This is a genomic window from Bradyrhizobium sp. CB2312 (genome assembly GCF_029714425.1).
Lineage (GTDB): Bacteria > Pseudomonadota > Alphaproteobacteria > Rhizobiales > Xanthobacteraceae > Bradyrhizobium.
The window spans coordinates 3,394,541-3,411,525 of the sequence record NZ_CP121668.1; the positions used below are offsets into that span (position 1 = coordinate 3,394,541).

The 16,985-nt window shown below is 61.5% G+C and carries 23 protein-coding genes and 1 pseudogene; 10 read left to right on the plus strand and 14 right to left on the minus strand.

The window, feature by feature from the left end:
• The first annotated feature begins 60 nt into the window (after positions 1-60).
• Complete coding sequence (locus tag QA642_RS16325) at positions 61-1,365, plus strand: MFS transporter (protein ID WP_283085554.1); 1,305 nt, start codon at positions 61-63, stop codon at positions 1,363-1,365.
• A 121-nt stretch (positions 1,366-1,486) separates the two neighbouring features.
• The gene (locus QA642_RS16330; protein ID WP_349253874.1) at positions 1,487-1,786 is read left to right on the plus strand and encodes a hypothetical protein; all 300 of its coding nucleotides are present in this window, start codon (positions 1,487-1,489) and stop codon (positions 1,784-1,786) included.
• A 239-nt stretch (positions 1,787-2,025) separates the two neighbouring features.
• Here QA642_RS16330 and QA642_RS16335 read toward each other — a convergent pair whose 3' ends face one another.
• Together QA642_RS16335 and QA642_RS16340 are read right to left on the minus strand one after the other, a co-directional pair.
• On the minus strand, positions 2,026-2,265 hold the full coding sequence (locus QA642_RS16335) for a DUF2171 domain-containing protein (protein ID WP_283085555.1): 240 nt from the start codon (positions 2,263-2,265) through the stop codon (positions 2,026-2,028).
• An 84-nt stretch (positions 2,266-2,349) separates the two neighbouring features.
• Positions 2,350-4,032, minus strand: coding sequence for a DNA polymerase/3'-5' exonuclease PolX (locus QA642_RS16340; RefSeq protein WP_283085556.1), 1,683 nt, complete (start codon positions 4,030-4,032; stop codon positions 2,350-2,352).
• 407 nt (positions 4,033-4,439) lie between these two features.
• On the opposite strand from QA642_RS16340, the gene QA642_RS16345 reads away from it, so the two are divergent.
• Positions 4,440-4,655, plus strand: a complete 216-nt coding sequence (locus QA642_RS16345) for a hypothetical protein (protein ID WP_283086909.1) — start codon at positions 4,440-4,442, stop codon at positions 4,653-4,655.
• A 204-nt stretch (positions 4,656-4,859) separates the two neighbouring features.
• Complete coding sequence (locus QA642_RS16350; protein WP_283085557.1) at positions 4,860-5,165, plus strand: hypothetical protein; 306 nt, start codon at positions 4,860-4,862, stop codon at positions 5,163-5,165.
• Positions 5,166-5,178: 13 nt separating this feature from the next.
• Here QA642_RS16350 and QA642_RS16355 read toward each other — a convergent pair whose 3' ends face one another.
• Together QA642_RS16355 and ligD (QA642_RS16360) are read right to left on the minus strand one after the other, a co-directional pair.
• Positions 5,179-5,670 carry a pyridoxamine 5'-phosphate oxidase family protein gene (locus QA642_RS16355; protein ID WP_283085558.1) on the minus strand — a complete coding sequence of 164 codons (492 nt, stop codon included), beginning with the start codon at positions 5,668-5,670 and terminating at the stop codon, positions 5,179-5,181.
• Positions 5,671-5,705: 35 nt separating this feature from the next.
• The gene (gene ligD, locus QA642_RS16360; protein ID WP_283085559.1) at positions 5,706-6,626 is read right to left on the minus strand and encodes a non-homologous end-joining DNA ligase; all 921 of its coding nucleotides are present in this window, start codon (positions 6,624-6,626) and stop codon (positions 5,706-5,708) included.
• Between the two features lie 114 nt (positions 6,627-6,740).
• On the opposite strand from ligD (QA642_RS16360), the gene QA642_RS16365 reads away from it, so the two are divergent.
• Positions 6,741-6,926, plus strand: coding sequence for a DUF3606 domain-containing protein (locus QA642_RS16365; RefSeq protein ID WP_283085560.1), 186 nt, complete (start codon positions 6,741-6,743; stop codon positions 6,924-6,926).
• Positions 6,927-6,941: 15 nt separating this feature from the next.
• On the opposite strand, the gene QA642_RS16370 is transcribed toward QA642_RS16365, so the two are convergent.
• Positions 6,942-7,838: a 3'-5' exonuclease gene (locus QA642_RS16370; RefSeq protein ID WP_283085561.1), complete on the minus strand. Its 897-nt coding sequence runs from the start codon at positions 7,836-7,838 to the stop codon at positions 6,942-6,944.
• A 555-nt stretch (positions 7,839-8,393) separates the two neighbouring features.
• On the opposite strand from QA642_RS16370, the gene QA642_RS16375 reads away from it, so the two are divergent.
• Complete coding sequence (locus tag QA642_RS16375) at positions 8,394-8,555, plus strand: hypothetical protein (RefSeq protein WP_283085562.1); 162 nt, start codon at positions 8,394-8,396, stop codon at positions 8,553-8,555.
• 5 nt (positions 8,556-8,560) lie between these two features.
• Here QA642_RS16375 and QA642_RS16380 read toward each other — a convergent pair whose 3' ends face one another.
• A complete protein-coding gene (locus QA642_RS16380) occupies positions 8,561-8,755 on the minus strand; it encodes a hypothetical protein (RefSeq protein ID WP_283085563.1) in 195 nt (64 codons plus the stop codon).
• 147 nt (positions 8,756-8,902) lie between these two features.
• On the opposite strand from QA642_RS16380, the gene QA642_RS16385 reads away from it, so the two are divergent.
• Both QA642_RS16385 and QA642_RS16390 read left to right on the plus strand, forming a co-directional pair.
• Positions 8,903-9,085, plus strand: coding sequence for a zinc ribbon domain-containing protein (locus QA642_RS16385; RefSeq protein WP_283085564.1), 183 nt, complete (start codon positions 8,903-8,905; stop codon positions 9,083-9,085).
• Positions 9,086-9,095: 10 nt separating this feature from the next.
• Positions 9,096-9,266, plus strand: a complete 171-nt coding sequence (locus QA642_RS16390) for a hypothetical protein (RefSeq protein WP_283085565.1) — start codon at positions 9,096-9,098, stop codon at positions 9,264-9,266.
• Positions 9,267-9,910: 644 nt separating this feature from the next.
• Here the strand turns inward: QA642_RS16390 and QA642_RS16395 are convergent.
• Both QA642_RS16395 and QA642_RS16400 read right to left on the minus strand, forming a co-directional pair.
• Positions 9,911-10,213, minus strand: coding sequence for a hypothetical protein (locus QA642_RS16395; protein ID WP_283085566.1), 303 nt, complete (start codon positions 10,211-10,213; stop codon positions 9,911-9,913).
• Entirely contained in the window at positions 10,177-10,377 is a 201-nt protein-coding gene (locus QA642_RS16400) for a hypothetical protein (protein ID WP_283085567.1), read from the minus strand. Before QA642_RS16400 ends, QA642_RS16395 begins: the two co-directional genes overlap by 37 nt.
• Positions 10,378-10,581: 204 nt before the next feature.
• Between QA642_RS16400 and QA642_RS16405 the strand changes: the two genes are divergently transcribed.
• Complete coding sequence (locus QA642_RS16405) at positions 10,582-11,499, plus strand: Ku protein (protein WP_283085568.1); 918 nt, start codon at positions 10,582-10,584, stop codon at positions 11,497-11,499.
• A gap of 243 nt (positions 11,500-11,742) precedes the next feature.
• Here QA642_RS16405 and QA642_RS16410 read toward each other — a convergent pair whose 3' ends face one another.
• From QA642_RS16410 to QA642_RS46535, 4 genes and pseudogenes are all read right to left on the minus strand, one after another.
• Positions 11,743-12,063, minus strand: a complete 321-nt coding sequence (locus QA642_RS16410; protein WP_283085569.1) for a PIN domain-containing protein — start codon at positions 12,061-12,063, stop codon at positions 11,743-11,745.
• A gap of 155 nt (positions 12,064-12,218) precedes the next feature.
• A complete protein-coding gene (locus tag QA642_RS16415) occupies positions 12,219-12,560 on the minus strand; it encodes a hypothetical protein (protein ID WP_283085570.1) in 342 nt (113 codons plus the stop codon).
• Positions 12,561-12,566: 6 nt separating this feature from the next.
• Positions 12,567-14,380 (minus strand): annotated as a pseudogene (gene ligD / locus QA642_RS16420) (DNA ligase D).
• A gap of 105 nt (positions 14,381-14,485) precedes the next feature.
• On the minus strand, positions 14,486-14,737 hold the full coding sequence (locus QA642_RS46535) for a hypothetical protein (RefSeq protein ID WP_349253875.1): 252 nt from the start codon (positions 14,735-14,737) through the stop codon (positions 14,486-14,488).
• Here QA642_RS46535 and QA642_RS46540 point away from each other — a divergent pair.
• Positions 14,627-15,085, plus strand: coding sequence for a hypothetical protein (locus QA642_RS46540; protein WP_349253889.1), 459 nt, complete (start codon positions 14,627-14,629; stop codon positions 15,083-15,085). The two genes, QA642_RS46535 and QA642_RS46540, sit on opposite strands and share 111 nt — an antisense overlap.
• On the opposite strand, the gene QA642_RS16430 is transcribed toward QA642_RS46540, so the two are convergent.
• Together QA642_RS16430 and QA642_RS16435 are read right to left on the minus strand one after the other, a co-directional pair.
• The gene (locus tag QA642_RS16430; protein ID WP_283085571.1) at positions 15,047-16,726 is read right to left on the minus strand and encodes a DNA polymerase/3'-5' exonuclease PolX; all 1,680 of its coding nucleotides are present in this window, start codon (positions 16,724-16,726) and stop codon (positions 15,047-15,049) included. The two genes, QA642_RS46540 and QA642_RS16430, sit on opposite strands and share 39 nt — an antisense overlap.
• Complete coding sequence (locus tag QA642_RS16435) at positions 16,713-16,970, minus strand: hypothetical protein (protein ID WP_283085572.1); 258 nt, start codon at positions 16,968-16,970, stop codon at positions 16,713-16,715. Before QA642_RS16435 ends, QA642_RS16430 begins: the two co-directional genes overlap by 14 nt.
• Positions 16,971-16,985 lie beyond the last annotated feature (15 nt).

The window sequence follows — 16,985 nt, forward strand, 5'->3', positions numbered from 1 at the left end:
CGAAAAGGCGCGACGCAAGCGTCAGCTTTGCTTCGTCGGAAGCCGAAGGGGAGGTTACTAATGGCTGTTATTGAGAATAAGGCCGAAGCTGAACCGTCGATCGGAATCTCCTTCGAGAACGACGTGGGCGCCCAATATCGTCGTCTTCAGTGGCGGATGCTATTTGCCGTGATGTTCTGCTACCTCTTCTACTACACCGGTAGACAGACACTCGGGTTCGCAATTCCAGGGATCCAACAGGAGTTTGGCATTAGCAAACAGCTCATCGGTTGGATATCTGCCGGTATGCTTTGGGGCTATGCAATCGGGCAGGGGATCAATGGCAATCTCGGCGACAAATTCGGTGGTCGGAAGGTCGTTACCGCTGGCGCTATTTTGTCTAGCTTGATGAACTGGGCGGTAAGTTTCTCGTTTGGGTTCAAAACGCTCCTTTTGGGATGGTGGTTAAATGGTTACACGCAGGCGCTCGGCTTTGCTCCTGGCAGCCGGATCATTTCAAACTGGTGGACTAAGACGGAGCGCGGAAAGGTCTATGGCCTTTATTTATTCGCCGCGGGTATGTCTTCTGTCGTCACATTCGTACTTGGTCTCGTGGTCGTCGACACGTTGCACCTCGACTGGCGGTGGGTATTTCGGGTCCCAGTGATCCTGCTGTTTTTCGCAGGCATCTGCTTCTTCTTCGTGGTGCGGGACGACCCAAGAGACATGGGATTCAAGCGCGAGAACGAACCCGTAGACGACAATTCGCCTGCAGATCACGACGTCAACGAAAGTTCGTTGGAGCGATACAAGGCGGTCCTTAGGACTGTGAAGATCCACGTTGGCGGCCTAGCCCTGGGCTTCAACAACGCGGCGAGATACGGCCTGGTTGTGTGGGTGCCGGTTCATTTTCTAGAAGCGACCCGCGCAATCGGTTCGGGCAGCAGCTCCCGATGGGTTGCGGTTGCCTTGCCGATCGGGATGGCATTCGGTGCCCTTTCGAACGGCTGGATATCGGACCGACTGTTTGGGGCCGTACGATGGAAACCGATTGCACTCTTTATGCTCTCAGCAGTAGTGGCTGCTGCAATCATGTACGAATTGCCTGTTTCTAGCCCCTGGGCGATCATAGCGCTGTTTTTCTGCGGCTTCTGCGTCTATGGCCCTCATGCTACATTCTGGGCGCTGGTGCCTGACTTGGTCGGCCATCGGCGCGCCGGCACGGCAACTGGTGTGATGAACACGTATTCGTACGTATTCGCGGGGCTGGCTGAGCCCCTGATCGGTCATCTGCTCGATGCCACCCACAACACATCTCTGGTGTTCGCGGTCGTCGGTGTCGGGTGCGCAATGAGCGGCCTGTGCGCAGCACTTATCAGAAGATGAATCGATCAGCCTCAAATATCTAGCATAGCCTCAGTTGCGCGCCGTGAAGGAAATCGTCATTCCTTAGCAGGCGATCATCAAGGGGGACGCAAAGTCCGCCAGCATTGCCGCCACCTCTATTCTGGCCAAGGTTGCGCGCGATGCGTTGATGCGAACCCTCGAAGTGGGTCATCCCGAGTACGGCTTCGCCGACTACAAGGGTTATCCTGTGCGCGCCCATTATGCCGCTTTGTCCAGGCTGGGCGCATACGCTGCCCATCGGCGCTCATTCGGCCCCGTGCGTGAGGTGCTCGGCTTGCCGCCGTGTCACCTTGGCCTTTGCCATCGGAGCGCACCGATACCCCTCAAGGTCCGAGTCTTCGGTGCTGCCTGTTGGTGCCACTTGACCGTCTTCGGTCTCTGGACGAAACTTATTTCCTAGGCACGCCGGCCATCGTCTCGCTGGAGACGGCGGTCATTGTGACATCATGACCCTCGCGCAGCGCCGCAATTGCGGCCTCGAACGCGGCTCCCTTCGTGGCGTATCGGTTTCCCGCTTTGCCATCGCGCCGTATGCGCCACGCGCGATCTTCTTCAACTTTCTCTAATTTTTGCGAGACCCAAAAGTCGCCCTCGTGTGTTTGGACGCCTTTGCCGTAGTGATTCAGGAGTTGAACCGGGTCAGCTTTGAGCGTGCTGCCAGTGTGAGGTGATGTCGGCGCCGGTCTTGTTGAGATGCACGTGCTGATCGACGTGATCGACCCAGGAAAGCGGAACGAAGTGGTGATGCTGACCGTCCGGCGAACTCTGTTTCGTCAGCTTGATCGTGTCGGTTCCATCAAGATGATCAACTTTTCCGACCATCTTCTTATCGGACGAAATCACGTCCATGTTTTCTTTGATCTTGGAAACGTCTGTCATCGGTATCTCTCATTCAAGAAAAGTGAGGGGGTCGATCGGTGAGCTAAACATTCGGTGCTCCCCAGCGCTCAACGCTCCCGCCCATCAGGCCGCTCGGGCGAGGAAGCGCCGCTTCCGGCGGAAGTAGCGAGAGATCTCGGGAAGCGTCATCGCGTTCAGCACCCGCTCGGCCGGCACGCCGCCTTTGCGAGCCATCTCGACGCCCCAGTGCATGTGGTCGAGCTCTGGAATCGAGTGCGCGTCCGGATTGATGCTCAGCATGCACCCGAAATCCAGCGCCGCCTGGTGCCAGCGCCAGTCCAGGTCCAGCCGCCAAGGGTGTGCGTTGATCTCGACGACGACATCGTGCTTGGCGCATGCCCGCAGCACCTTCTCGATGTCAATTTCGTAACCAGGCCGGCGCTGGAGCTGCCGACCGGTCATGTGGCCGATGATGGCTGTATGAGGATTGGCGATGGCGCGCAGCAGGCGCTCCGTCTGGGCCTTGCGATCGAGCTTGAAGCGGCCGTGAATGCTGGCGACGACGAAGTCGAAGCGCTCCAGCACATTGTCCTGATAATCGAGCGAGCCGTCGGCCAGAATGTCAGATTCAATGCCTTTGAGAATCCGGAAATCCTTGCCGAAGCCCTTGTTCAGGCGGTCGGCTTCCCGGTGCTGCTGCGCGATCTCCTCCACGGTGAGACCACCGGCATAGTGCGCGGACCTGGAATGATCGGCGACGCCGAAATACTCGAAACCGCGCTGGCGGGTGGCTTTGGCCATGGTCTCCAGGGTCTCGGTCCCGTCTGAGGCGTCGGTGTGGCAGTGAAGGATTCCGCGAAGGTCCTGATCGGTGACGAGCTTCGGCAGCTTGCCCTTTAGAGCAAGCTCGATTTCGCCGCGCCCCTCCCGAAGCTCCGGATCGATGAAAGGCAGGCCGAGCGCGCTATAGATGTCGGTTTCCTCGCCGGCGACGACGGTGCGGCCCTTGTGCAAGCCGTCGGCGTCTAGGCGAAATCCCTTCTCCGTGGCCAGAGCCTGAAGTTGCTCGATGTGAGCGGCGGAGCCGGTCGCGAAGAGAAGGGCCGCGCCAAAGTGCTTGCGGTCGGACAGACGGACCTGCAATCCATCCTCCGCCGAGGCCTTCGACGTCCTGTCAGCCTTCCTAGACTCCGCGACGATCGCGAGATCGGCGACGAGCTCGCAGCCGCGACGGAAATCGCCGGCACTCGTCACTCGCTTGAGCTCAGGCCCGGCCTTCCGGATCGATTCCTTCGCGTGTGCGAGCAGCGCGGCGGCGCGGTGCAGGTGAAGGCGGCCTTCTCCGCTCTTCGCGATCGCCAGGTTCTGCAGGATCTTGGTCTGAAGCGCGGCGCCCAGTCCTTTCGCCTTCTTGATACGGTGATCCTTAGCGGCGGCTTCCAGTTCGGTGAGAGAGGCAATGCCGAGATCGTTGTAGAGGCGCAGCACCTTGTCGGGACGCAGGCCAGGCACGGTCAGCATCTCGAGGACGCCGGCCGGCACTTCCTTGCGAAGTTTCTCCAGGCTCGGATGGCTCCCGGTCCGGTGCAATTTGGTGATGATATCCGCGATCGCGTCGCCGACCCCGGCGATCTCCGTGAGCCGGCCTTCCTCGATCAGGACGTGGAGCGGAATCGCGAGGGCGGCGAGACTGTCCGCGGCGCGGGAATACGCCTTGGCGCGATACGGATTGCCTCCCCGCAACGCGGTTCGCTGCGCGTATTCTCGCAGGAGCTTGGCCACAGTTTGGTTGTCAGCAGCCGGCACTCAACGCTCCTCCTGTCGTGGCCTGTTCTTCCGAAGGGCTTAGGCGCACCATCAATCGAGAAATAGTTGTTGCGCTCGTCACGCCATCGCACGTCCACGGGCTGGTCGATCGCGACGCCATCACTCGAGAGACTTCTCAAGCTTCTGCGCGGCCCGAAACTCGTCCAGATGCTGTAGATTCGGCCCGTATGCCGCCTCTTTGGTGAGCAGGTGATACACTCTCCCTACGATCATCTGCAGGTGCTTCATTCTTCCGCGACGCATCCTTCGAGCCTTGCAAAGGGCTCGGACGGCGTGGGCACGGAAATAGTCAAAGGCGTCCGACATGGTGACTCAACGCCTCGGCTGAGGCTTGGTTCTTACAGGCAGCTATCGGGAACAGTGCCAGGCTGAATTTGTTGAACGGCATGACCGCGAGAGTTCTCTACGAAAGCCCCAATGGGGACATCTGGCGGCTGGTCCGCGATCCGCAATCAGGTGTGCCGATGGTGGAGCACGAGCCGAACCGCAATTCCGGCGGGCGGGTTTCGCTGACGGAGATCGGACAATTCCTTCGCGCGGGCGGAAGTGGCCCCGAGCACCAGGCATTGCTCCAACTGATCGGCTCGCTTCTAGACGACTGACGAGGGGAGGAGGGCGACCGGCTTTCCGGAACGACCTCGGGGTTTCGCTGGTTAGCGTCGCATCTAATCCTTCGCGACGGCTCATATGTTCTTCTTCTTTTCAAACCGCCTGGGCTGTTTCGGCTCTCTGCTGATCTCCGCCATCATCACCGTCGCGCTGCTCCTCATGTTCGGAATGCTGCGGTTCTGAAGGAATTCTCTCCAATGCACCTGGTCGAGATACTTCTTCCCCTGAACGACAATGAAGGCCGGCCCTTCGATCCCGAGAAGTTTTCAGCGGTCCGCGACAGCCTGACCGAGCGCTTCGGCGGATTGACGGCATTCACCCGTTCTCCCGCCCAGGGCTTGAGCCGGGAGGGGGACAAAACGGTGCGTGACGAGATCATCGTGTTCGAAGTGCTGACTGAAGCACTCGATGAGTCCTGGTGGACGAGCTGCCGGCATCGGCTGGAGGCGGACTTCCGGCAGGACAAGATCATCGTTCGTGCATCGACCGTGACCTTGTTGTAAGGCGCCGCCCCGGTCACATCTTGATGGTTGACTTCCGGTTCTCGCCGAGGTTCGGCTCCTGTCCTGTCAGCTTCGCCTTGGCGAACTCGAAGGCGGTGACCGCTGCACTTGCCGGCCCGTCCCACAATTCGGCCGTGGAAGGCTCGATCCGGAGCAAGCTCACGTCCGGACTGCCCGGACCGTCGGGCCACCATACCTCGTCGGTCTTCCGCCACACCGCCTTCGTCTTCTCGACGTCGCGCAAGACGGAGGCGCGGCCCGTGATCGATAGGTAGGCCTTCTCGTCCGCGTCGATGAAGACGATACCGATATCGGGAGCGGCCGCGATCTCATCCTCTTTCGGGCTGTGGACGTCCGTAACGAAGAAGATCAGGCCGGCCTCGCGGTCGGGCCTTGCTTCGAGGGGACGCGCACGTAGCCCACCCGCGAATTGCGTCGTCAGCATGCACACGCCGACCTTTTCGATGATGTCCCAGACGCGATCGACGTCGCCTTTCCGCTTCATGTCGCACCCTCCTTTCTTCCCGTCTATACCGACCGTCAGAGGTCCTCGCGCAGTCCCTTGAAGAACGGGTGCCGGACCTTTCCTTCAGCCGACTTGGCGCGGTACTCGATCTCGGCAAGGAGCTTGGGCTCAACCCAGACTCCCTTGCGCGCGATCCGCTTCGAATAGGGCTGCGTCCTGCGGATCAGCGGCTTCAATCGCTTCTGCAGGTCGGCCGCCGAGACCTTGTCGAAACCGTGATCGACCTTGCCGGCGTAGACCAGATCCTCGCCTCTGCGCCTTCCGAGGTAGATGCCGTCCCATTTCCCGTCATCGAGCGCGAAGCCGGCGATCGTCAGCGTCTCCCGCTGCACGCAGGTCTTCTTCACCCAGTTGTTGGTGCGGCCGCTCGCGTAGGCGCCGTCGCGGACCTTCGACACCACGCCCTCGAGACCGACCTTGCAGGCGTGAGCGAACATGGCCTTTCCGTCGATCTCGAAACTCTCGCTGAATTGCACGTCCGTGCCCGCGATGATCCTCTTGAGCTCCCCCTTGCGGCGGAATAGCGGCTCCTTCCGGAGATCGCGGCCGTTCAGATACAGCAGATCAAACGCCACCAGCACGATCTTGTTCGAACCGCCCTTGAGTTCATTCTGCAGCACCGCAAAGTCGGTCGAGCCGTCCGCGGCCGGCACCACGATCTCGCCATCGACGATGGCGGATCCCGCCTTGATGTGCCAAGCGTCGTCGGCCACCTTCTTGAAGCGGCGGGTCCAGTCGTTGCCACGCCGGGTGAAGACCGTCACGGCTTCGTTCGCCAGATGGACCTGGACGCGGTACCCGTCGAACTTGATTTCATGAATCCACCGCGCTCCGGACGGCACCTTCTCAATCGATGATGCCAAGGCCGGTTCTACGAAGCCTGGCAAGGGCGCCTTGACGCCGATCGCCGCCGGTCTACGCCGCTGAAACGCCACGCAAGCAACTCCACGCAACAACTAGAACTCAAAGCCGGGACGGCAGGATTCGTTTCCGGAACCCGCGAATCCCTGCGGCGTTGCATCGCCATAAGTTCGCAAGAGGAGGCGCCGATGGCCGCAGCGAAGAAGAAGACCGCGCGTGGACGCAATCAGGACCGCGCCCGGGTGGCCAAGGGACAGGACTATGAAGTCCGGTACGAAGCGAAGAAAACTGGTCGCTCGGCATCTGCCGTGAAGAAAGCTGTCAAGAAGGTCGGCAACAGCCGCAAGCGGGTCGAGAAACGTCTCGGCCGGTAAGCTAGCGAGGCGGCCTCAGATCCGGCCGGAGAACCTTGTGAAGGCGGTCAGCCGTTGCACGGTGGGCTCGACGTCCTGCATATAGATATGGGTCCGCAGGAACGCGATCTCGTCGTCGAGAGCGGTCTCGTCGACGTCGATGAACCATGACTTGGGTCGACCGTCGCTGCCGTCATTCCAATGATAGCCGCGCCGCTTCAGCGAGTCCTTGAGCTCGAAAGCGGTCTGCTCCGCCCAGATCCGAAGTGTCGGCTTGCGCGCGGTCTCGAGCAGCAAGGCGAGCGCCGGCGAGCCCGTTGTCGGCAATTCGAAAGCGAGAACCTCCAGCAAAGCGTGGCAGTCGTCGACCGCCCGGTGTGCCTGGTGGAAGAAGCCGGCGCCGGTCAGCAAATAGCCGAGCTGCGAGCCCGCGAACCCGTGTTTGCGCCAGTCTATCTCGCTCATGCTGCAGCCCCAGGCCTTGTGTTCGAACACGGGCCAGTAGCGCTCTGTGAATTTCCTGTCGAACCCGCTGTTGTGCGCGATGACGATGACGGCGTCTTCGGCGAAGGCCTCGATGGCGGCATCGTCGAATTTATGTCCGGCGACCATTTCGTCAGTGATGCCGGTGAGTGCCGTCACTTCCGAGGAAAGCGGCGCACCCGGCTCGTTGAAGGCGCAGAACGTGTCGCGCACGCCGACGATCAGCCCGTCCCCCACGTAGTCAAACTTGACCATCCCGAGCTCAATGATCTCGTCCTTCGCGTGATCGAGTCCCGTCGTTTCCGTGTCGAGCAGGATGGCGGTCCGGACCTCCTGTCCGACAGTCGGCTTGTATGGTGGTCTCGCTACCAGGCGCCGCAGGATCCGGTAGTCGGGCGACCGGGCCAGCTCCGCGGCCATCGCTTCCAGATACGTCGGGTTCGCAAGCATCTCGTCTCGGGTGGTTGGTATCAGACAGGCCGTGTCTGGCACACAAGATCTCCACGAGGTACCCGAAATACGAGCGATTCACGAACTTTTCGAGAGAGTACGCCGGGTTCGCTTGACTGCGGATGTTAGAGGCCCCTCCATGGAGACGCAGCGGACGTATCCTGCGCGGGGCGAGGCTTGCCCGGCTGAGGCGGTGGCAGTCCTGCGCGGTGTGCGAGGAACGGCGTCCGCATCGGTTCGTTGGCGGCTTTATGGGGCGCAGGTTGAGGAGCCATCGCGATGCTGGAAACGAGCGACCTGCTGGTGAAGTGCCCCAGATGCGGCGCGTGGCCGATGGCCGTGAGCTCCGGGAAGGACACGTACGCGCAGCGCGAGATCGCCTTCCGATGTCCAAAGTGCGGGAGCGAGGAAAACGGGCGGCTCCGTCACGGGGGCCTCTCGCCTGTCTCGGCTCCTGGCGGTCGCGATGCCGCCTGAGCCGGCGCCGAAGGGCGGATGACGCATGGACGGACGCGGAGGAGGCCGCGACTTGCCGGGAAGCTGGCTGGAATTGCCATGGAAGACGAGAAGACCCGATTGCTCACCGAGGCCCAGAGGTGCAGGCGCTTGGCCGCTTCCATCACCGATCAGGAGGTGATCCAGCGGCTCACGGCTCTGGCGGAAGAGTACGAACGCCGGGCCAATGCGTCGGCGGACCCGAAGAACGGGATGCACTGAGGCCCTCACGCCTCCCCGGAGCCCGAGAAGAGCACCGTCGGCGGCGTTGCGCGCGGTGCCGGCGTCCGTGGGTAGCTCGATCCGCGACCCTTGAGATCGTACTGTTTGGCCAGGTCGAGCAGACGCCGTTTGGTGAACGGATCCGCCTTCTCCGCCAAGTCCCGCGCCCGTTGCGCGAAGCCTCCATAAAACTCTTCCACGACGCCACCCCCCGCAACATCACTGAAAGCTGGATTTCAATATCGGGCCGCCAACAGGTCAATAGCGAACAAGGCCCGGACAACTTTCCGAGACACTGTTGCACGCGGGCTCCGACGGACCTACGCTGCGACGGGTGGGGAAATCCGATGGCTGTGCTGTTTTCGAGCCGGAAGCTGTGTCCGACCTGCGGCAAGCCGCTGGCGGCTGTCCCGGACGATGTAGCCGTGGAGCGGCAGCGCTACGTCTGCACGCACTGCGATACCGATCCGATGCACGATCCCGCCGCCCGCAGATGGGCCGACAGCCCACTCCGGCCACCGGCAAAGTAGGCTCACCGGCATGAACGTCCAGCATCGGCTCGACGAGGAGCCGGAGGCGTCGCCGGAGAACACCCACGTGCCCGTGCGGTGTCCAGCCTGCATGGCGGTGCACTTCGTCAACAGCACGACCGGCAAGCTGCTCGGTGAACCCGGCAGCGCCCGGACCGATCAAGGTCAGCGCTCCGCCTGATCAAGGTTTCGACGGGCCCGGCCGCGAGGACTAGCAAGTTCGTTGGCGCCGCACCAAATCGTTTGTAGGTTCAAAAACGGTGGGAGGCGCGATGTCGACAATGACAAACCTGCTTGCGCGCAAGCAGGCGCTCCTTGAGCGGCTGGAAAGCGATCCTGGACCGAACGAACGCGAGGAAATCGAACGGCTGCTCGCGCAGATCGAGCCCGCGTGCTCGAGCCCGGAAATGCCGCCGCGCCCAGCGAGGAATAGCATCGAATGCAGATCGGCCCCGGCAGCCGTATTGCTGCAGGGGCCGATCGTGCTCTCAAACTGTTCAATGCTTTCGCCGTCCAACCCGCAGGTCCGGGCTTCGTTCCATCGAACGTGCCTGCGGGCCGCTGTCGGAGCCGACACCGCATCTGCGGTCGCAAGTTATGGGGCGGAGCCCGGAGTGCCTAGGAGTCCGGGCTCCGCAACCGTAACAGCACCTGAGCGCGCGCTCTTGCCGCTCGGTACGAAACCAACTCTACGCCTGTGAGCGGAGTTCGCTTTGAGCCATCTCAACTTCGCGTGGCCAAGGTCGCGGCCCCGTTCGCAAGACATCGGGCCGAGGGCCCAGGCGCCGGTCCACACCACCCAAGAGGCCGCGAACTGGGTCGGCCCTACTTCGGCCTCTCCGCGCTGATGTGAAGCACGTACAGCGTGTTCTGGAACTCGTCAGTGACTTCCATGCGCCAGTCGCGTTCTGGCTTTAGCTTGCCGTCGAGGCTTTGCAGCATCTGTCCCGCCGTCTCGGTGGCTTCTTTCCACGCAGCGTGCTTGTCAGGGAGTTCTTCCCCTTCTTCATCAATCTCGCGCCGTTCGTGGATCACATGGAAAAAGTAGCGTGGCATGAAGTCTAAGAAAGCCGCGAGGCGCAGGTCGTTCCCTATTTCGGTGGCTGCAATCCCCGTGAAGTCAACCATTCGCTAAGATGAGATCCCGCCTCCGCAATCCGAGCTCGCCTAAGCAGGTCATCGCGTTGCTTGCCGCCCGGCAACTGACTGGCCTTCTCCTTGAGCTTGGCAGCCTGCTCAGCCATGCGTTCTTCAAGGGACCGGATGTGTTTCACCCTACGGCGTTCGGCCATGAAAGCGCTCCTTGAGCCGTTAAGGACGACTCCCAAACCCTGCGACCTACAAACAGTTCCCTGGGCGAAACTAGGACACTCGGATGCGAACAGGGGTTCGCGAATGTTGCAGAAAATCTGCGTAGCGCCCCTTGGCGGCCGTGTCGGAACCGGGCCGCCTCGTTCGTCTTGAATCCAGGCCTGCCTCAATGGAGTTCTGCGTTCATGGCCCCGCGCGCCAACTGGAAAGGCTTTCTCCGGCTGTCCCTGGTCACCTGCCCGGTGGCGCTCTATCCAGCCACCTCGGAGAGCGAGAAAATCTCATTCAACCAGCTCAACCGGGCGACGGGCCACCGGATCAAGTACCTCAAGGTCGACGCCGACACGGGCGAGGAGGTGCCGAACGAGGACATCGTCAAGGGCTACCAGCTCGAAAAGGATCAGTTCATCGAGGTCTCGAAAGAGGAACTCGAGGAGATAGCTCTGGAGTCCACGCGCACCATCGAGATCGACGAATTCGTCGACAGGACCGACATCGATCCGCGCTACCTGATCCGCCCCTACTACATCCGGCCCGACGGCAAGGTCGGCCACGACGCGTTCGCGGTGATCCGCGAGACCATCCGCGAGATGGACAAGGTCGCGATCGGTCGAGTGGTGCTGACGAACCGGGAGCACATCATCGCGCTGGAGCCGATGGACAAGGGCTTGGTCGGCACGCTGCTCCGCTATCCCTACGAAGTCCGCAGCGAGCAGGAATACTTCGACGAGATCCAGGACGTGAAGGTCACCAAGGACATGCTGGATCTCGCCAAGCACATCGTGAACCAGAAGGCGGGGCGGTTCGATCCGGAGAAGTTCGAAGACCACTATGAGACCGCGCTGATCGATCTCATCAACCAGAAGCGCGCCGGCAAGCCCATCACGCCGAAGGGGAAGCCCGCCGCCGGTAATGTCGTCGATCTCATGGAGGCGCTGCGCCGATCCGTCGGCAAAGAAGCCGCGCCGGCGAAGGCCGCCAATCCGGCCAAGAAGCCGAAAAAGACGTCAGCCGGTCAGAAGGAAATGCTGATGTCGATCGAGGGAAAGAAGCCGAAGGAAGCGGCCGCGAAGAAGCCGGGAGCGCGGCGAAAGTCGGCGTAGCGAGCCGCAAGAGAAAGCCGGCTCGCCTCCGGCGGACTAGGAACGTGCGTGGCAACCGGACGTTCGACGTCGCAGGTAGCCCCGCGCTCCCGACCGCTTCAGTGGAGGACCCTGGATGGCTTCCTTCATGGCGAGGAAGGCGCCGCTGTGGCCTGTGCCGAGGATTTGAAGGCCCTGCTTGCGAGGCCCATACCTGAATGTTTCAAAGGACGAACTGAAGGTTGCCGCTCGCGTGATTCCACATCATTGCATTACCGCGAAGCTTGTGCGGTCGACGAGGGAAAGCTCCTCACCGGGGTACGCTTCCGACATTTGCCTAGCCGTTTCGAGGTCGCTCGCCGTGACAGGTTCAACGACTGCATCAGTCTCCCGCAAGCGCTCCCAAAAGGTATTCGCGAGTTCGGTGCCAAACAGCGCCTTGATCAATTGCGACGTCTGAACCAGCACGTGGTCCGTAAGCGTGCAGCGATCGACGCTGAGGAGGATGGACTTGGCGAGCTCATTGTTGCGGTCGCGCTTGTACGCGGCTGCAAACCAGACTGAGCTGTCAACGAACGTGCTCACGTTTCTTACTCCTCAAGTGGATAGTTCCAAATCTTGCCCTTGGGAGCGTTCTGCTCGAGCCATTGTTCTGAGACTTGCCTGGAGACGAACAATTTAGCCCAATCGGGGTCTCCGATCGCGCGGGAATCCGAGACATAGATCCAAAGGGAGGCTCGTCATGGCCCGTCTTCGACTTTATATTCCCAGGCGATGCCTTCCGGATCGTATTTCTGGAGCCACCTTTCGGCAGCGTCATCCGAGCCGAAGAGCTTAACCCAATCCGGCTCGCCCGCTTTTCGTTGATGTCCGTCCTCGAAGTCGTTCAGGTAGACCCAGACGGTTTGGCGACGTCGGCGCAGCTCGGCCCAGTTCTCGGCTGACGCGTTGACCGCCTCCCGACTTGTGCGCTCGGCTTCCGGCAAAGACATCACCGCGCCGTATACCTGGTTGGATATTGCAAGCCTGCTGCCGGGCGGCTTTTCTCGCCACTGCCAATATTCATCGAAAGCGTCGTTCATGGCTGCTTACCTCCGCTTCGCGCGGAATGGATTGTCCATCGTGAAGGCGTCCGGCCCAATGCCACTCTCGATGCGAGTCCAGGTGACGGGTGCAGCAATTGGAAAGCCTTCACGCGCCCGCGGGGAATAGGTGCCGATGGCGGTGGTGCCGCGCCCGTTGCGAAGAAATCGAGGAAGATCCGGCCGCTGCGCTTAGCCTGTGCCGAGAGAATGTAGCGGGCGGGGTTGCGCGCTGCGAAGTCAGAGACAAGGCCTCTCGCAATATGATGCGCCTGATCGTGCAGGATAGGTTCATCCAGCGGCGCCATCAAATGGATGCCCTTACCTCCAGTCAACTTCGGCCACGTGTCGAAGCCCTGACGTTTCATTGCCGCGCGGAGTTCGAGAGCGGTGTCGGCGACCATCTCCCATTCGATGCCATCTCCTGGATCAAGATCGATCACGATACGATCGGCGTGCTCGAAATCGTCCACCGTCGAATTCCACGGGTGCAGCTCGATGGCCCCAATGAAGACTAAGCCGAGGAAGCCATCGAGACTGTCGATCCATAGGCGCGTGCCTTGGCCGCCTTCACGCTTTTGGATCCGGAGCCGATGCACGGCCTCCGGAATGTGCTTCGGAAGTGGCCCCTTGTGGTAGAACGTGGTGCCGTGGACGTGCCTGACAAGCTTGAGCGGACGATTGCCAAGGTGCGGCAGCGCCTTCCTCCAAACACGCTTCCAGTACTCCGCGAGTTCTTCCCTCGAGGGGACGACGGCGTCGGGCAGCAGTTGCAGGATGTTTTCCTTGGGGACTCCGAGCTTCGGCCGTCCGGCGGGGGAGGGGACCAGCCGGGGGGCCTTGACCTTTCTCACGGCGAGCTCGTCGCGAAGCCCCTTGAACAAGGCCTCGCGTAACAGGCCGTCGTCCGTCAGCGCGCCAAACTCGACCTCAGCGTCGACCGTTGGTTCGACCCAGGTGGCCTTCGGCTTCTCTATCCTGACGTCCAGCGGCGACGTCCGCCGGATCAATGGATCCAGCCGCTCGCGCAACTCACGCGCAGTCGTCTCCGTATAGCCGGTGCGGACCTTGCCGGCATAGAGCAGCTTGCCGTTTTCACGACGCCCCACGTAGAGCGAGGCGATCTTGCGAGGATGGGCCCCAAGCTTCTCCACGAACGCCACAATCGGAAAGGTCTCGCTCTTCTTGCACTTGAGCTTGATCCAGGTCTCCTGCCGGCCTGACAGGTAGGGTTGCCCGAGCCGTTTTGCGATGAGCCCTTCGAAGCCCAGCTCGCACCCGTTGTGAAAGATGCGGTCGCCATCGGCTTCCAAGCTTTCGACATAGATAAAGGTCTCGGGCGCCTGCTTGAGCAGGGCCTGCAACAAACGCTTGCGCTCCTCGTACGCAACGCCACGCAGATCGTAACCATCAAGGTAGAGCAGGTCGAACGCGTGGTAGCGGACACGCTCGCTGCGCTTCTTTCCCAGCTCGCGCCGGAGCTGCTGAAAGTCCGGTAATCCGCCGCTGCCGTACACCACGGCTTCGCCGTCGATGATGGCACTGTTTGCTTTCAACTTGTGCGCCGCTGCGGCAATTGACGAGAACTGCTCGGTCCAGTCGTAACCCGTGCGCGAATACACTTTGACGTCACCATCGTCGAGGTGTAGCTGCGCGCGGTAACCGTCGGCTTTGATCTCATAGACCCAACCTTCGCCGCGCGGCGGAGTCTCGCGCAACGTGGGATCACAAGGGTCGATGTAACCTGGAATAGCAGCTTTGCGCGCCCCAGCGACGCGCGATACTCCCGAGCGAGACTGACGCAACGCTACAGCACACATGCGGATTCAACGCCTCCGGGCCGATTCGTTCCCTCCTGGAAATGAGCCGCCGCTGGTGAACCGATCGCGCTTCGTCGCGGCTGGCCGGGTTTTTAGGCCGAGGAGCTATATGGGCGGGAGAGCCCGATGAGGAGGGTTGGGCAGGACCACCCGTGCAACATCGCCCGCAGCGACGCGTCCGCCGGTTCTAACTGCGGCCATCACACCGCATCTGAACGCTGGGCCCGTTTTCTCGGATGACAGCACGTGTTGTTTCAGGCCGGACCGGAAGCGATCGATCAGCACGCAGGGAGTTCGAAATCCGGTCAGTTCCACGGAGGCGGTCGGTCCGAGCAGGATTCGCGTCCCGAGCGGCAGCGCCTCGAGGTGGAGGCCGACCGTCGTGATGTTCTCGCCGAGGTCTCCCGCACCGAGCTCGTAGCCGCATCTCCGCACTGTGCCGAACAGTTCGGATGGAATCAGGTGCGCTTGGCGCAGATTGGGCAGGCGGGGCTGCCTTCGGGCCAGATATCTGTGCCGAACGTAAGGTCCAGCGTGAGCGTCGCCTTCGACACCATAGCCTTCCACCAACAGGGAGTCGCGCTGCAGCATCTTGCTGAACCGGTGTCCGCGATCTGCCGCCACGGCCACAACGATGCCTTCGAGAACCAGGCCCGCCATTGTCCGTCAGGCTGCACGTGCAAAGGGGCGCCGTCGCTGGCGTAGGTATCGCGTGATGTCCACTAGCGGCATGGCATTCAGCACCCGGTCCGCCGGCACGCCGCCTTTACGCGCCATCTCGACACCCCAATGCATGTGGTCGAGCTCAGCAATTGAGTGTGCGTCGGGATTGATGCTCATCATGCAGCCGAATTCGAGTGCCGCCTGATGCCAGCGCCAGTCCAGATCGAGCCGCCATGGATGGGCGTTGATCTCGACCGCGACGTCGTGCTTGGCGCAGGAGCGAAGCACTTTTTCGACGTCGATCTCGTACCCGGGCCGGCGCTGGAGCTGCCGGCCAGTCATATGGCCGATGATAGTGGTGTGGGGATCTGCGATGGCGCGGAGCAAGCGTTCGGTCTGGGCTTTCCTGTCCAGCTTGAAACGCCCATGGATGCTGGCGACCACGAAGTCGAAGCTTTCCAAGACGTCGTCAGGATAGTCGAGCGATCCGTCTGCCAGGATGTCAGATTCGATCCCTTTCAGGATCCGGAACTCCTTGCCAAACTTCTTGTTGAGCCGGTCGGCTTCCCGATGCTGCTCCTCGATCTGCTCCAGTGAAAGGCCTCCGGCGTAGTGCGCCGACTTCGAGTGATCGGCTACGCCGAAATATTCGAAGCCGCGCTTCAGCGTGGCTTTTGCCATGGTCTCGATGGTCTCGGTCCCGTCGGAGGCGTCCGTGTGGCAATGCAGGATTCCGCGCAGGTCCTGGTCTGTGACGAGGGTCGGCAGCTTTCCCTTCGAAGCACGCTCAATCTCGCCCCGTCCCTCGCGCAATTCGGGCTCGATAAAGGGAAGCCCGAGCGCATCGTAGATGTCCCGTTCGTTAGCGGAGATCAGGCGGCGGCCCTTCCGGAGGCCGTTGGTATCGAGCTTCATGCCCTTCCGTTCGGCGAGCATCCGGAGCTGCGCGATATGCTCGGCCGAACCCGTGGCGTGCAGCAGTGCTGCGCCAAAATGCTTCCGGTCTGTGAGATGCACCCTGAGGCCACCTGCGTCGGCAGTCTGCCCGTCCTCCGCGGACTGAGCTTCGGCGACCAGGGCGAGGTCGGCGACGAGTTCGCACCCCCGCCGAAAATCTCCGGCGAAGGTAACATGCTTCAAGTCGGGCCGGGCGTTCTGAAGCGATACCTTGCCGTGTTCAAGCAGGGCGGCGGCGCGGTGCAGATGAAAATGGCCTTCGCCGCTCTTCGCGATCGCAAGATTCTGCAGGATCTTGGCCTGCAGGGCCGCCCCCAATCCTTTGGCCTTCTTGATGCGATCCTGCCTGGCTGCGGTTTCCAACTCTGCAAGGGAAGATATCCCGAGATCCTTGTAGAGCCGAAGCACTTTGTCCGGCCGCAAGCCCGGCACAGTCAATAGTTCAAGAACGCCCTCGGGAATTTCCTTGCGTAGCTTCTCCAAACTGGGATGGCTACCTGTCCGATGCAGCTTCGTGATGATGTCGGCGATAGCATCGCCCACGCCAGGAATTTCGGTCAGGCGATCCTCCTCGATCAAGACGTGGAGCGGGACCGCGAGCGCAGCGAGACTGTCCGCAGCGCGGGAATACGCCTTGGCCCGATACGGATTGCCCCCGCGCAACGCAGTCCGCTGCCCGTATTCTCGTAAGAGCTTCGCCACGGTTCGTGAATCAGCGGCGGCCACTCAACCCGTCTCCGTTCCCGCCCAGTTTTCTTGAAAGTCCTACTTGCACACCGTCGCGGGACGCGACGCGCCCTCCGGATCGCCCGACGCCCGACTGCTCCTTGTCCCTGAGGCCATCATCGAGCGACATCTCGAGCTTCTTCGCCGCCCGGAAGTCGTCCAGATGACGCAAGTTCGGCCCGTACGCGGCCTCCTTCGTAAGCAGGTGGTAGATCCGGCCAACCACAGTCTGCAGCTGCTTCATCCTTCCGCGAGGCAT

What these genes read in the sequence shown, in the direction of transcription:
- QA642_RS16325 (WP_283085554.1), top strand. Translation starts at nt 61, where the DNA reads ATGGCTGTTATTGAGAATAAGGCCGAAGCTGAACCGTCGATCGGAATC.
- QA642_RS16335 (WP_283085555.1), bottom strand. Translation starts at nt 2,265, where the DNA reads ATGACAGACGTTTCCAAGATCAAAGAAAACATGGACGTGATTTCGTCC.
- QA642_RS16435 (WP_283085572.1), bottom strand. Translation starts at nt 16,970, where the DNA reads ATGAAGCAGCTGCAGACTGTGGTTGGCCGGATCTACCACCTGCTTACG.
- QA642_RS16385 (WP_283085564.1), top strand. Translation starts at nt 8,903, where the DNA reads ATGGCTGTGCTGTTTTCGAGCCGGAAGCTGTGTCCGACCTGCGGCAAG.
- QA642_RS16375 (WP_283085562.1), top strand. Translation starts at nt 8,394, where the DNA reads ATGGAAGACGAGAAGACCCGATTGCTCACCGAGGCCCAGAGGTGCAGG.
- QA642_RS16415 (WP_283085570.1), bottom strand. Translation starts at nt 12,560, where the DNA reads ATGAACGACGCTTTCGATGAATATTGGCAGTGGCGAGAAAAGCCGCCC.
- QA642_RS16345 (WP_283086909.1), top strand. Translation starts at nt 4,440, where the DNA reads ATGACCGCGAGAGTTCTCTACGAAAGCCCCAATGGGGACATCTGGCGG.
- QA642_RS16350 (WP_283085557.1), top strand. Translation starts at nt 4,860, where the DNA reads ATGCACCTGGTCGAGATACTTCTTCCCCTGAACGACAATGAAGGCCGG.
- QA642_RS16405 (WP_283085568.1), top strand. Translation starts at nt 10,582, where the DNA reads ATGGCCCCGCGCGCCAACTGGAAAGGCTTTCTCCGGCTGTCCCTGGTC.
- QA642_RS16370 (WP_283085561.1), bottom strand. Translation starts at nt 7,838, where the DNA reads ATGCTTGCGAACCCGACGTATCTGGAAGCGATGGCCGCGGAGCTGGCC.
- QA642_RS16390 (WP_283085565.1), top strand. Translation starts at nt 9,096, where the DNA reads ATGAACGTCCAGCATCGGCTCGACGAGGAGCCGGAGGCGTCGCCGGAG.
- QA642_RS16400 (WP_283085567.1), bottom strand. Translation starts at nt 10,377, where the DNA reads ATGGCCGAACGCCGTAGGGTGAAACACATCCGGTCCCTTGAAGAACGC.
- QA642_RS16395 (WP_283085566.1), bottom strand. Translation starts at nt 10,213, where the DNA reads ATGGTTGACTTCACGGGGATTGCAGCCACCGAAATAGGGAACGACCTG.
- QA642_RS16365 (WP_283085560.1), top strand. Translation starts at nt 6,741, where the DNA reads ATGGCCGCAGCGAAGAAGAAGACCGCGCGTGGACGCAATCAGGACCGC.
- QA642_RS16355 (WP_283085558.1), bottom strand. Translation starts at nt 5,670, where the DNA reads ATGAAGCGGAAAGGCGACGTCGATCGCGTCTGGGACATCATCGAAAAG.